General features: G+C 44.5%; 10 protein-coding genes. 5 read left to right on the top strand and 5 right to left on the bottom strand.

The annotated features are described in order from the left end of the window. Window positions 1–793: DUF1822 family protein (locus tag F6J94_RS08635; protein ID WP_293039088.1), on the bottom strand; the 793-nt coding region annotated here is incomplete at its 3' end. A 220-nt stretch (window positions 794–1,013) separates the two neighbouring features. Continuing rightward, on the bottom strand, window positions 1,014–2,570 hold the full coding sequence (locus F6J94_RS08640) for a hypothetical protein (protein WP_293039091.1): 1,557 nt from the start codon (window positions 2,568–2,570) through the stop codon (window positions 1,014–1,016). 177 nt (window positions 2,571–2,747) lie between these two features. Here F6J94_RS08640 and F6J94_RS08645 point away from each other — a divergent pair, with 177 nt between their 5' ends. The 5 genes from F6J94_RS08645 (at window position 2,748) to F6J94_RS08665 (ending at window position 9,450) form a co-directional block, all read left to right on the top strand. Next, entirely contained in the window at window positions 2,748–2,873 is a 126-nt protein-coding gene (locus tag F6J94_RS08645) for a hypothetical protein (protein WP_293039094.1), read from the top strand. 20 nt (window positions 2,874–2,893) lie between these two features. Next, on the top strand, window positions 2,894–5,437 hold the full coding sequence (locus F6J94_RS08650; protein WP_293039097.1) for a CHAT domain-containing tetratricopeptide repeat protein: 2,544 nt from the start codon (window positions 2,894–2,896) through the stop codon (window positions 5,435–5,437). A gap of 5 nt (window positions 5,438–5,442) precedes the next feature. Further along, a complete protein-coding gene (locus tag F6J94_RS08655) occupies window positions 5,443–5,883 on the top strand; it encodes a hypothetical protein (protein WP_293039100.1) in 441 nt (146 codons plus the stop codon). After that, a complete protein-coding gene (locus F6J94_RS08660; protein ID WP_293024082.1) occupies window positions 5,837–6,292 on the top strand; it encodes a PIN domain-containing protein in 456 nt (151 codons plus the stop codon). The genes F6J94_RS08655 and F6J94_RS08660 overlap by 47 nt, the downstream gene beginning before the upstream one ends. Window positions 6,293–6,516: 224 nt before the next feature. Next, window positions 6,517–9,450, top strand: a complete 2,934-nt coding sequence (locus F6J94_RS08665) for a CHAT domain-containing tetratricopeptide repeat protein (RefSeq protein ID WP_293024084.1) — start codon at window positions 6,517–6,519, stop codon at window positions 9,448–9,450. 242 nt (window positions 9,451–9,692) lie between these two features. On the opposite strand, the gene F6J94_RS08670 is transcribed toward F6J94_RS08665, so the two are convergent. The 3 genes from F6J94_RS08670 to F6J94_RS08680 all read right to left on the bottom strand — a co-directional run bounded on the left by F6J94_RS08670 (window position 9,693) and on the right by F6J94_RS08680 (window position 14,138). Continuing rightward, window positions 9,693–10,331, bottom strand: coding sequence for a 1-acyl-sn-glycerol-3-phosphate acyltransferase (locus tag F6J94_RS08670; RefSeq protein WP_293024086.1), 639 nt, complete (start codon window positions 10,329–10,331; stop codon window positions 9,693–9,695). A 68-nt stretch (window positions 10,332–10,399) separates the two neighbouring features. Continuing rightward, window positions 10,400–11,434, bottom strand: a complete 1,035-nt coding sequence (locus tag F6J94_RS08675; protein WP_293039103.1) for a ribonucleotide-diphosphate reductase subunit beta — start codon at window positions 11,432–11,434, stop codon at window positions 10,400–10,402. A 442-nt stretch (window positions 11,435–11,876) separates the two neighbouring features. After that, window positions 11,877–14,138, bottom strand: coding sequence for a ribonucleoside-diphosphate reductase subunit alpha (locus F6J94_RS08680; protein WP_293039106.1), 2,262 nt, complete (start codon window positions 14,136–14,138; stop codon window positions 11,877–11,879). Window positions 14,139–14,233: the final 95 nt, after the last annotated feature.

A 14,233-nucleotide genomic window follows, 5' to 3' on the forward strand; every position in this document is an offset into this window, starting at 1 on the left:
ATCGAGCGTTTCCCAGTCCTCGACTGACCGCTCGGTCGGGCCAATCTCCCGGACCCTGCCAGAATCGGCCAACCGGGTTGCGAATCGAACGTTTGTTCGATATCGTGGTGGGGTGGTAGTCCTCGGGGCCGTCGAACACGATCGCCCGGCCTTCGAACGCATCCGGGTCGTCGGGGTTCGACAGGTATCGCTCGCGGAACTCGTCCGAGACCACGCTCGTCTTCATGATGGCGCTGTCGTTGACGCCTTTAATCCCAGCAATCCCTAAGTCATCATCAATGGCAATAACGACATAAAAATGAGCAGTGAATTGGGGAATAGTAACAATAGCTTGAGGCAGATTTACGAAGGGGTCGCTAAACCCAAAGGTCGGAATAAGGCAAATCTTAAACTCTCCTACCTGTAGATTACACACAGCATTAATAGCTTGGGAAATAGCTTGAGATAATCCAGATTCTCCTAACCCATTAGCTGCCCGTTCTAGCCGTAAACTTGGCTCCCGTTTTTCCAGCCAATCTTCAAAGACTAGTAAGGCTAACTCTTGGAGATAGATAGCTAATGTTCCTGGTTTCTCTGCCATCTGGTTGGCTATATCCAGGGCTTGTTGTTGTTGTTCTAATTCCAGCGTTAGGGTTTCGGTTAATGCTGGAAAGGAAATCATTTCTGTAGATGTATTTAGCATTTTCAGTTGAGAATATATTGAGGGAACAGGGAATCGGGAATCGGGAATCGGGAATCGGGAGTCGGGAGTCGGGAGTCGGGAATCGGGAGTCGGGAGTCGGGAGTAGACCATGATTGAGATCCCCCTAAATCCCCCTTAATAAGGGGGACTTTTGAATCTAATTACTCCCTTCGTTTTTTAAGGGGACTTTTGAATCTAATTTTTACCTTCCTTTTTTAAGGGGCGTTTTGAATCTAATTCCCCCCTTTTTTAAGGGGGGTTAGGGGGGATCTATGAACAGGGAATAAGCAACGCCAAAATTCCAATAAAATTCCCACACTCCCCACACTCCCTACTCCCGATTCCCGATTCCCGATTCCCCACTCCCGATTCCCGATTCCCGATTCCCCACTCCCTTTTTTAATATTTCACATAAAGTCATAGAAAAATTACTAGACAGTTTGTATTTGTTTTTAACAAAGGTTTCCTTCCTAGCTGCAGTCATAATCCGGTTAATTTCTTCTTCCACAAACTGACTAATTCGTTGCTCTAATTCTTTAACCTCTTGTGCAGAAGCGTAGGCTTGGCATAACTCCACGAGTTGGTGATGTAATCTTACGGAAGTGCGTCTAGCAATATCAGCCCGAAAGGCTTTCAGGTCTAGCAAGCGACTGACTTGATATTGAGCAGTTAAGCCGATTTGGGCAGCAATCTTAGTCATAGTAACATGCTGACATTGAAATAAATCTAGTGCTTCTAAAAATTGCTGATGTCTTGGCTTTTGTTTACGACTTAGATAAGTCACTCGGTTTTGAATAACGTCTTGAATAGCAGTAGTTAAACAATCCTGTAGTAATTGGTCATAGGCAGCTAATACCTCGTCTTCCTCCTGATTGTTACTTGTATCATCAGCTGCTAATTGATGCTCAAATTTTCCTAAAGCTTGAGTGGGAACATTCCTGCCACGATTCTTTTTATAGTCTCGAATTAGCTGAGCTAACCGTTGTAAATCAGTAAGCACTGCTTCTGGAGATAGTTTCCCTATCAGCTGTAATTGCTCTTTGGTAGGAATTGGATAGGGAGTTTTAAGTTTACCTAAGCCCTGTTGTTGTCGTTGTTGGTTAATTTGATTACGCTCTGCTTGCAGTTGACGTACATAAACCGTTTGATAACTTTCTAATAACTCACGATAGTGGTTAATTTCTTGATCAGTTAGCTGATAAAACTCCGATAGAATACGGTTTAGTTTACCAGGAGTAGTTTGTTTCAGTAATAACCAATCCGTTACCTGATCAATTCCATGGTAGAGTAAAAATTGTTTTACCTCCCTATGGGTTTTCACTAGTCTCTTTGTCCAGGAAAATAAGCTACTTTTATCTGGGTCAAAGGTTTGTAAACTATAAGTAATTATAAAATTATCTCCCCCTAGTTTATGGCCTTGATCGGGCTCAGGATAACGGTCAAGGACTAATGGCAGTAGGTCATCCATGGTAAAATTATGTTGCTGACCAAATTGCTCTACTAACTGATAACAAACCTCCTTGATTTGGTGAGAAACTAAACAACGTAGACAAACCTCAGCCAGCTCAAGGTCGTCGTCTTGGGTGTGATAACGTTGCCACAGTCTGCTAATCAGGGCGTGGTCTATGGTGTCTTCACCTGTAGACAAAGTAAGAGCTTGGGCACTGATAAATTCCTTAGCCTCTTCTATCGGTTTAGTTTGATGTTGACCCAAACGATTAATATAATTGAGTGTCCAGTATTTGGCTAAGCTGGTCTTCATGAGGGAATCGGGAATCGGGAATCGGGAATCGGGAGTCGGGAGTCGGGAGTCGGGAATAAAATTTAGATATATCTCACGCTTACTAGGAAATGCTATATATAGCAATCTCCCCGGACAAAGAACCAAATGTCATTCTTACCTATCTGGTAACTATCGGAACCTATGCATTCTGTCAAAAAAACTGGGCTTGAAGTGTATAGCGCTACGCGCAAGGCAACAGGCAAGAGGCAAGAGGCAAAAGTTGACTACAAAAGGTTTTCAACTTGTATCAATGTCCTAACTTGAATGCGTAGTGCTATATAAGTGAAGGGCTTTCTCCCTGCTCCCGACTCCCGATTCCCGATTCCCGATTCCCGATTCCCGATTCCCGATTCCCGACTCCCTGAATCATTGCATAGGTTCAGGAATCTCTCAGATATGGCCAAATAGGGAATAATTCAATATCCGATATGAAACTTAAGCAAGTCTTATGGTTGGGACTTCTCACTGTCTACCTCACCCCTGGGGTACTCCTGGTTTTGGCTAGATTCCTGAGTTTACCACCAGTGGCTCAAGAACAAAACACGGTTAGCCCAGAGCAAGAAGGGACTTTAGCCCCTAGGGATGCCATAGTTCAAGTAGACAGTAAGCAAGCCGAGGCGGACAAACTATTTCAGCAGGGACTTAGTCACGTTCGTCGCAGTGAGTTCCCAGAAGCATTACAGTCTTGGCAGCAAGCATTGGTGATTTATAAACAAATCGGATACCGCCTGGGTGAAGCTCGCTCCCTGGGTGTTCTGGGTATTACATACCGTAATCTGGGAGAGTACAAAAAAGCCATTGATTACCACCAACAATCGATAGCTATTGCTAGGGACATCGGACACCGCCACGGTGAAGGTGCCTCCCTGGATAATCTGGGTGGTGCATACTTTAATCTGGGAGACTATAAAAAAGCGATTGATTATCACCAAAAATCTTTAGCTATTGCTAGGGAAATCGGATACCGCCTGGGTGAAGCTGCCTCCCTGAATAATCTGGGTATTGTATACTATCATCTGGGAAAGTACAAAAAAGCGATTGATTACCACCAACAATCATTAACTATTGCTAGGGAAATCGGAAACCGCCTGGGTCAAGGTAATTCCCTGAATAATCTGGGTGCTACATACAGTCAACTGGGAGACTATAAAAAAGCGATTGATTACCACCAACAATCATTAACTATTGCTAGGGAAATCGGAAACCGCCTGAGTCAAGGTAATTCCCTGAATAATCTGGGTCTTGCATACGATCATCTGGGAGACTACAAAAAAGCAATTGATTACCACCAAAAATCGATAGCTATTGATAGGGAAATCGGATACCGCCAGGGTGAAGCTAACTCCCTGGGTAATCTGGGTCTTGTATACGATCATCTGGGAGACTATAAAAAAGCAATTGATTACCACCAAAAATCGATAGCTATTAAAAAGAAAATGGGAGACCGCCAGGGTGAAGCTAACTCCCTGAATAATCTCGGTCTTACATTCTTAAAAAAAAAACAACTAGAACCAGCCCAAACTCACCTGTTTGATGCCATTAAGATTAAGGAAGATATCCGCCACCTCCTCGGTAACAAAGATGATTGGAAGGTTTCTATTTTTGAAAAACAAGCTAACAGCTATATTTTGTTAAAACACGTCTTGATTACTCAAGGTCAACCAAGACAAGCCTTAGAGATTGCCGAACGGGGTCGCAACCGCGCTCTGATTGACTTATTAGCGGCACAGTTATCTGAAACTCCTCAAAAAACCAAAGCTCTTACTCTTGAAGACATTCAAGAGATTGCTCAACAACAACAAGCCACCTTGGTGGAATATTCGATTGTTGATGACCAGATTTATATTTGGGTGATTGCTCCCACTGGGCAGATTACTTTCCGTAGTCATGATTTACCCCAAGATACTACTCTGGCCAAACTAGTCAAATTTAGTCGTGAGGAGATTGGTGTCAGAGGTAGATCTAATCACAATCCTTCTTCACCACAAAACACTAAGGATGGTAATCGACTACAACAACTCTACCAACTGTTGATTACTTCAATTGTTAACTTATTACCTCATGCTCCTTCACCACTAAACCCTAACAATAGTAATCGACTACAGGAGCTCTACCAACTGCTGATTACTCCCATTGTTGACGTATTACCAACAAATCCATCAGACCGTATTATTTTTATCCCCCATCAAGAACTATTTCTGGTTCCCTTTGCTGCTCTGCTAGATGATAATCACAAGTATCTGATCGAAAAGCATACCATTCTCACTGCTCCTTCGATCCAATCCCTGTCGTTTACCCGTAAAAATTGGCATCGAGTCCAAGACAGCAACGGAACACCATTGATTGTGGGTAATCCCACCATGCCCACCATTACAGTAGGACGGGAACAAAAACCGTTACCCGCTCTACCGGGTGCAGAAACAGAAGCCTTAACCATTGCTAAATTGCTGAATACCACCGCTCTGATTGGAGCAGAAGCAACAGAATCAACCATTGTGGAAAAAATGGCCAATGCTTCGGTTATCCATTTAGCCACCCATGGTTTAGTCGATGGTATTTATTATCGAGGTGCGATCGCATTAGCTCCTGAGGAACCAGACCATGATGGCTTTCTCACCAGTCGTGAAATTCTGATTGGTTACGCAGGACCGGAAAAATCCTTATTGAAAGCAAAGTTAGTGGTTCTGAGTGCTTGTGATACTGGTAGGGGTGAGATTAAAGGGGAAGGAGTAGTTGGTTTATCCCGTTCTTTGATTGCCGCAGGTGTACCCAGTTTGGTGGTGTCCTTATGGCAAGTGCCTGATGATGATACGGCCAAGTTGATGACGGAGTTTTACACGAATATTTACACCCACAAATTCGATAAAGCCAAAGCCATGCGAGAGGCGATGTTATCGATGCTCAATGATGGAGATGGTAATCCAGACCCGAAAGCTTGGGCGGCTTTTACGGTTATTGGTGAAGCGAGGTAGAGAATTTGGGGAGTCGGGAGTCGGGAGTCGGGAGTCGGGTGTGGGGAAAGTTCGGAACTCTTGCCCCTATTGCCTTTTGCCTTTTGCCTCTTGCCTATTCCTGTTCCCTGCTCCCTATTCCCTGTTCCCTATTCGCTGTTCCCTATTCCTATACAATAGAATTATCATTCCATCGGGAGGTGTTTATGGGTAAAGAAGAAGAACTACTTAAACACTGGCGAGAACTGGCACCGGAAAAACAGCAAAAAGTTTTGGAGTTTGTTGAACTCCTTAAATCTGAGTCAGAAACAACACCCCCTCAATCGGATTTTGTACCAAAAACTCCCTTAGCCCAAAAATTATGGGAAATTCGACAACGAGCAATTGCTGCTGGCTTACGACTGCTCAACGAAGAGGACATTGAACTGGAATTGGCTGCACGTCGAGGTGGATGGAGTGACTCGTAAGAAGACTTACATAGACTCTGGTGTACTGATTACCGCTTTTCAAGGCATTGAGTCAATCAGCATTAGAGCCAATCAAATTCTTAACGATGAAAATCGGGAGTTTGCCTCAAGTCGCTTCGTGCAGTTAGAAGTCTTGCCTAAAGCAATTTTTAACAAGCAACAAGATGAAACAGAATTTTACGAAACCTTCTTTAATGCTGTCAACCATTGGGCAACTGACTTAGAGCAAATTCTCCAAAATGCCCAACAAATTGCCTGTACCTATGGTTTAGCTGGGATGGATGCGATTCATGTAGCAGCTGCACTGCAAATTAAAGCAGATCAACTGATCACAACTGAAAAGCCAACCAAACCAATGCATCGAGTAATGGAAATCGAGATTATTTCAATATATAGCACTCCTCAATGATTCGTAAAATATAGTGGCCGAAGCTATCCCTATAACCCTTGTCCAGCTATAATGCGATCGCTATTTTTATAGTAGTGGCGTAGGGTGTGTTTGGGACAGCCCGTCCCGTAACGCACCACTACCGAGTCCCGACTCCCTACTCCCTACTCCCGACTCCCTGAATCATTGCATAGGTTCAGAAATCTCTCAGATATGGCCAAGTAGGGAATAATTCAATATCCGATATGAAACTTAAGCAAGTCTTATGGTTGGGACTTCTCACTGTCTACCTCACCCCTGGGGTACTCCCTGTTGTGGCTAGTTTCCTCACTGTACTAGCACTGGCTCAAGAACAAAACACGGTTAGCCCAGAGCAAGAAGGAACTATAACCCCTAGTGATGCCATAGTTGAAGTAGACAGTAAGCAAGCCGAGGCGGACAAACTATTTCAGCAGGGAATGAGTCACGTTCGTCGCAGTGAGTTCCCAGAAGCATTACAATCTTGGCAGCAAGCATTGGTGATTTATAAACAAATTGGATACCGTAAGGGTGAAGCTAACTCCCTGTATAATCTGGGTGTTACATACTATCATCTGGGAAACTATAAAAAAGCGATTGATTCCCTCCAAAACTCCTTAGCTATTGCTAGGGAAATCGGACACCGCAAGGTTGAAGGTGCCTCCCTAATTGGTCTGGCTACTACATACCATCATCTGGGAGAGTACAAAAAAGCGATTGATTACTACCAACAATCAATCGCTTTTCAAAGAGAAATTGGAAACCGCAAAGGTGAAGCTAACTCCCTGTATAATCTGGGTAATGCATACCGTACTCTGGGAGAGTACAAAAAAGCGATTGATTACTACCAACAATCGATAGCTATTGCTAGGGAAATCGGTTACCGCCTGGGTGAAGCTAACTCCCTGGGTAATCTGGGGAATGCATACTATCATCTGAGAGAGTACAAAAAAGCGATTGATTCCCTCCAAAACTCCTTAGCTATTGCTAGGGAAATTGGAAACCGCAAAGGTGAAGCTAACTCCCTGTATAATCTGGGTGTTACATACTATCATCTGGGAAACTATAAAAAAGCGATTGATTACCACCAACAATCGATAGCTATTAAAAGGGAAATCGGAGACCGCCAGGGTGAAGCTGGCTCCCTGAATCATTTGGGTAGTGCATACGTTCCTCTGGGAGACTATAAAAAAGCCATTGATTACTACCAACACTTCTTAGCTATTAAAAGGGAAATCAGAGACCGCGAGGGTGAAGCTGACTCCCTGAATAATCTGGGTATTGTATACTATCATCTGGGAAAGTACAAAAAAGCGATTGATTACCACCAACAATCATTAACTATTGCTAGGGAAATCGGAAACCGCCTGGGTCAAGGTCATTCCCTGAATAATCTGGGTGCTACATACAGTCAACTGGGAGACTATAAAAAAGCGATTGATTACTACCAACAATCATTAACTATTGCTAGGGAAATCGGAAACCGCCTGAGTCAAGGTAATTCCCTGAATAATCTGGGTAGTACATACGATAATCTGGGAGACTATAAAAAAGCGATTGATTACCACCAAAAATCGATAGCTATTGCTAGGGATATCGGAGACCGCAAAGGTGAAGCTGCCTCCCTGGGTAGTCTGGGTATTGCATACGATAATCTGCGAGACTACAAAAAAGCGATTGATTACTACCAAAAATCGATAGCTATTGCTAGGGATATCGGAGACCGCAAAGGTGAAGCTGCCTCCCTAAATAATCTCGGTGTTACCTTATTAAAAATAAATCAACTAGAACCAGCCGAAATTCACCTGTATGATGCCATTAAAATTTTGGAATATATCCGCCACTTCCTCCGTAACAAAGATGATTGGAAGATTTCTATTTTTGAAGAACAAGCTCGTAGCTATCGTCTTTTACAACAGGTATTGATTGCTCAAGGAAAACCAAAACAAGCCTTAGAGATTTCCGAACGGGGTCGCAACCGCGCTCTGATTGATTTATTAGCGGCACAGTTATCTGAAACTACTCAAAAAACTAAAGCTCCTACTCTTAAAGACATTCAAGAGATTGCTCAACAACAACAAGCCACTTTGGTGGAATATTCCATTTTTGGTGGCCAAATTTATATTTGGGTAATTGCTCCCACAGGTGAGATTACCTTCCGTAGTCATACCTTACCCGAAGATACCACTCTAGCTGAACTAGTCAAAGTCACTCGTGATTATGTCGCTGTCAGAGGTAGAGGTAATCAGAATCCTACTTCACCACCAAACCCTAAGGATAGTCATCCACTAAACCAACTCTACCAACTCCTGATTACTCCCATTGTTGACGTATTACCTGAAAGCGAATCAGACCGTATTATTTTCATTCCCCATCAAGCACTATTTCTGGTTCCCTTTGCTGCTCTGCTAGATGATGACGGAAATTATCTAATCGAAAACCATACCATTCTCACTGCTCCTTCGATCCAATCTCTGTCGTTTACCCGTCAACATTGGCATCGAGTCCAAGACAGCAACGGAACACCATTGATTGTGGGTAATCCCACCATGCCCACCATTACAGTAGGACAGGAACAAGAACCGTTAAAGTCTCTATCGGGTGCAGAAACAGAAGCCTTAACCATTGCTAAATTGCTGAATACCACCGCTCTAATTGGAGCAGAAGCAACAGAATCAACCATTGTGGAAAAAATGGCCAATGCTTCGGTTATCCATTTAGCCACCCATGGTTTAGTCGATGGTATTTATTATCGAGGTGCGATCGCATTAGCTCCTGAGAAACCAGACCATGATGGCTTTCTCACCAGTGATGAAATTCTGATTGGTTACGGACTACCGGAAAAATCCTTATTGAACGCAAAGTTAGTAGTCCTGAGTGCTTGTGATACTGGTAGGGGTGAGATAAAAGGGGAAGGGGTAGTGGGTTTATCCCGTTCTTTGATTGCCGCCGGTGTACCCAGTTTGGTGGTGTCCTTATGGCAAGTGCCTGATGATGATACGGCCAAGTTGATGAGGGAGTTTTATACGAATATTTACACCCACAAAATGGATAAAGCCAAAGCCATGCGAGAGGCCATGTTATCGATGCTCAATGATGAAGATGGTAATCCAGACCCGAAAGCTTGGGCGGCTTTTACGGTTATTGGTGAAGCTAGGTAGGACGTGTGGGGTGTGGGGTGTGGGGTGTGGGGTTTGGGGTTTGGGGTGCATCTCATTAAAGCTGTTGGACCCGGTGGTGCGTTACGGGCCGGGCTGTTCCAAGGCTGACTACGAGGCGGAAAATGAGAGGGAGCCCGTCCCTAACACACCCTACGCAACTGTTCCCGATTCCCGATTCCCGATTCCCGATTCCCTACTCCCGACTCCCGACTCCCTACTCCCTACTCCCTACTCCCACATAATCAACGTCCCAAATCATGGAGAGCATTAATCGCTGCAGCACACTGTTGGGTCACAGCTTGCAATTCGTCTCGGTTACTAGAACTAGGAGGAGCAATCAGCTTACCAATGCGGACGGTTAAGGGTACAGACCGTGGCATCAAGGAACCTTTTTTAACAATTGCTTGACTTCCCCACAAAGTAACGGGCAGCAGGGGGGCTTGGGCTTGGGCAGCAATCCAGGCGGCACCAAGCTTGGGGTTATGAATGCGAGCATCCCGTGTCCTGGTGCCATCCAAATACACACCAACCGCCCAGCCATTGTCGAGGAAATTGAGAGCAGAACGCAGGGCACTCCGGTCTGCTGAGCCTCGCTTAACCGGGTAAGTACCATACAATTCAATAAACTGTTTCAGGACTGGGACACGAAACAATTCTTCCTTGGCCATAAAGGCTACTGGACGTCCGACACAATTGGCTAAAATCGGTGGGTCAAAGTCACTAGCATGGTTACTCACCACCACCAGGGGTCCCGAGGTGGGTACTTGTTTAGCACCATAAATGCGACCCCGGAAATAGGTATGGACTAAGGGGCTAACCACTGACCACTTCAGGGCGTGATACAGCAGCAGACTGGGAAATGGTTCGCGGCTTCTAGTCACAGAAAATCGATTGGTGGATTTGGATGGTTTGATTTCTAGTTTACTCCCTACTCCCTACTCCCTACTCCCTAGATTTCATCCCAACCACTGACCCCAGAAGACATCACATAACTAGTTACGCTAGCTTCAAAGAAGTTGGCCTTAGTATGAGCATCTTTTTTAGTATCAGAAAAACGCTCTAAGTGGCTGTAGGGACTCTTTTGATAGTTTTCCCCCTGGTAAAGGGGTTCTAATCCAATAGAACGTAGCCTGATATTAGCCAAATACTTGGTATAATGTTCAGTACTCCGTTCAGTAATCCCTAAAATATCGTTACCAACAATATGATTAGTCCAGCGACATTCATGCTCCACTGCTGTGGCAAACATTTCATAAATTTGCTCACTGGAATAGGGAAATACTTCCATAGCCATGGGGATTAACTTTTGATAAAGCCGGACATGACTCAGTTCATCTCGATTAATCATTTTAAAAATGTCTGCTGAGCCTGGCATCAGCATCCTAGAGGCGAGATTGTAGAAGTAAATGAAACCATTATAGAAGTACATTCCTTCTAATAAAAAGTCAGCCAGTAAGGAAACAAAATAGTTTTCTGGGGTGGGATTATCAACATACCTTTGATAGAAGCTGGCGACAAATTCGCATCTATCCCTCAGCACTGTATCAGTGCGCCAGAATTCATAGACTCTACTTCTATGTTCAGTAGGGATAACGGTTTCTATGATATATTGATAACTTTGATTGTGCATCCCTTCCTGAGAAATTTGTTCCGCCATACACAGACTAACTTCTGGAGCAGTAATGCTACTTTTGATGTGAGGAATATTGCAGGTTTGAACGGAATCTAAAAAAGTTAAATAGGATAGAATCCCATCATAAGCATAACGTTCTGCTGGCGTTAAATTGGAGTAGTCTGTTACGTCTTGAGTTAGGTCTAGTTTCTGGGGAATCCAGAAGTTTTCCCGCATCTGTTGATACAACCCAATTGCCCAAGCATAACGGACATCATTGAGTTGCATCAAGTTGGTGGTATTACCAAACCAAATTGAACGGTGTTCAGTTTTATCATCCCCATCTGGATTAAAGATAGGGTTAATTGGCATTGTAGTTAGCATTTTTATAGGGAGTAGGGAGTAGGGAGTAGGGAGTAGGGAATCGGGAATCGGGAATCGGGAATCGGGAATCGGGAACAGGGAGTGTGGGGAGCAAGAGCTATCAGCTATCAGCTATCAGCATTCAGCCTAAGCGCTACGCGCACGCTACGCGAACAGCTGATGCGCGCGCAGGCTGGAAGCCTGTTCCACAAAGCTGACCACTGACCACTGACCGATGCTTCACACTTATCAACCTCAAAGTCCCCCTTTTCAAGGGGGATTTAGGGGGATCTCTTTGTACCTCATGGGAAAGAGAATTGCTATAATCTCAGTGAAGTCACAGGCTGGAAGCCTGTTCTACAAAGCTGACCACTGACCACTGACCACTGACCACTGACCACTGACCACTGACCGATGCGCGCGCAGGCTGGAAGCCTGTTCCACAGAATCACTAATTAGCGCAAGCGATACAAGTGTTGTCTAATTCTTTGAAGTTGTCACGTTGGACGGTTCGGATATAATACACAGCTTTACATCCTAATTCCCAGGCCATGACTAGGGTTTCATAGATGTCTTTGGCTTTGAGGGTGCGTTCAGGTTCGTCTGGGAAATAGACTCCTTGGTTTAAGTTAAATAACAATTCCATGGAAATCCCAGTATCAATCCATTGCTGGATCGTGGCGACTGCTGTAACAACTTTTTTCTGATCAAAGTTTTTGTTTTCGTGGTAGAACCAAAAATTGTCTTTAATAAAGGGTGGGGCAATGGGTACAGTGCCTTTTGCCCATTTGTCATAGAAGAATTTGCTGTGAACTGGTAAGACACTAGCGGTACATCCTTGTACTAGGGATGAGGATGTATTGGGTGCGATCGCAGTAATATGAGAATTGCGAATCCCAAATTTTTGAATATCCTGAGATAGGGCTATCCAACGCTCTTGATGCTGGGAATTTTCTACAAACCATTCCACTGGTTTAGCGCCAATTAGCTTACCTTTACTCCACTCACTACCATCGAAAGCAGCATAAGCACCACGTTCCATGGCCAGTTCCATAGATGCATGGGTGCAGTAGTAGCCAATATCCTCAAATAAGTTACTAATTTCCTTGAGGTTGTTATAGGTTAGCCACCGTTTAGCTAACCAATCCGCTAATCCCATACAACCTACTCCGATGGTGCGGTATTTGTGATTGTGGGTATGGGCTGCTGTAAAAGGAGGAGTGGTTAAATCAATAGTGTTATCGAGAATCCGCACTGCTAGACGACAGATATTGGGCAATTCAGTTTCTTCAATATTGGCGAGATTGATTGAGTCCAAATTGCAACAGTGAGCAGCATTGCCAATTTCGACATTAGAGAAACTTTCGGTACAAAGATTTACCGCTGGGATGTAGCCCTCGTGTTGATTAGGATTAGCGCGGTTAATGGTATCCTTGAACGCCAAGTAAGGCATTCCCGTCTCTACTTGCGATCGCATAATCGTCTTAAAGAGTTCCCGAGCATTGACGGTCTTGTAGAGAGTGAGGGTTTCGCCGATGGCTGCTTCAATAGTTTGATAGGCGCTTTCAAACTCTTCTGCCCAAAGTTCCGATAGCTCAATCCCTAGCTTGATCCGTACTTCATAGGGATCGATTAACGTCCAGTCTTCTTTATTAACCACCCGACGCATAAACTCATCGGGAATCACCAATTGGGGAAAGATATCATAAGCCTTGCGCCGGGGATCCCCATTTTCCGCTTGCATCTCCAGAAACTCTGGCACATCGAGATGCCACACATCCACACTAACGGTGACTGCCCCTGCCCGACGGCCTCCTTGATTAACTGCGATCGCAGTATCGTTTAGCAGTTTAATCCAAGGAATTACCCCTCCCGAAGCATTGGCTTTGCCCATCACCCAGCTACCCGTTGAGCGAATCCGGCTAACATTGACCCCAACACCACCACCGTTTTTGGAGATTCTGGCCGTATCAGTAATTCCTTCAAAGATGCTTTCCAGGTTGTCATCAATGCTAGTGATAAAACAGGAAGACAGAGACCCCTTAGGAATTCTGAGATTAGCCAGGATCGGGGTCGCTAGAGATATTTTCCGTTGTGCGATCGCTTCATAAAATCGCCTTGCCCAACCTAGTCTATCTTCCGGGACTTCCACTGACCCTAGCAGCAGAGCACAAGTTAAAAATGCCTCTTGGGGCAACTCATCCGCCAGGAGATACCGACGAGTTAGCAGTACAGCCCCTGCATAATCATAATCCGTGTCCCAATCCCGATTAATCCAAGAACCTGCTTCTTTTAGCTCCTCAGTCGTATAGGTTAAGATACTGGGGTCATATTGACCAGACTCTACTTTAGAGCGAACAGTTCTAGGGTAGTCACCGTACTCATAACCACGGTTTACCAGGGTGTCTTTCCAGAGACTCCAGATCTGCAGTCGTCCTGCTACATAGCGCCAGTCAGGCTGATCAGGACTACACATTTCCAGGGCACAGTTGATCAAATTCTCCTGAATCTCTCTGGTAGTAACACCATCACGCAAGCGGGTAGTTAGTCCAGCTTCTAGAGTGATCGGATTGACATCCTTGCCAGCACAAGCCCAATCAACAACAGAACGAATTTTGGAAATATCAAGGGGAGCGAAAGAACCATCCCGTCTGATCACCTGAATATGAGCTTGATTTTGGCTTACGCTTGTTGCCGATAGGGTTTGTTGCATTTTCACTGGTTGGACGGAATTTAGATATATTACACCATGGCTTGCTAACCCCAAGGTACAACACTACCACTAGGGTTAACTATGGAATTCACAAG

The sequence above is a fragment of the Moorena sp. SIO1F2 genome (genome assembly GCF_010672755.1).
GTDB lineage: Bacteria > Cyanobacteriota > Cyanobacteriia > Cyanobacteriales > Coleofasciculaceae > Moorena.

Excerpts from the sequence above, each read along its gene's own strand:
- F6J94_RS08650 (WP_293039097.1), top strand. The coding sequence starts at position 2,894 with ATGAAACTTAAGCAAGTCTTATGGTTGGGACTTCTCACTGTCTACCTC.
- F6J94_RS08665 (WP_293024084.1), top strand. The coding sequence starts at position 6,517 with ATGAAACTTAAGCAAGTCTTATGGTTGGGACTTCTCACTGTCTACCTC.
- F6J94_RS08675 (WP_293039103.1), bottom strand. The coding sequence starts at position 11,434 with ATGCCAATTAACCCTATCTTTAATCCAGATGGGGATGATAAAACTGAA.
- F6J94_RS08680 (WP_293039106.1), bottom strand. The coding sequence starts at position 14,138 with ATGCAACAAACCCTATCGGCAACAAGCGTAAGCCAAAATCAAGCTCAT.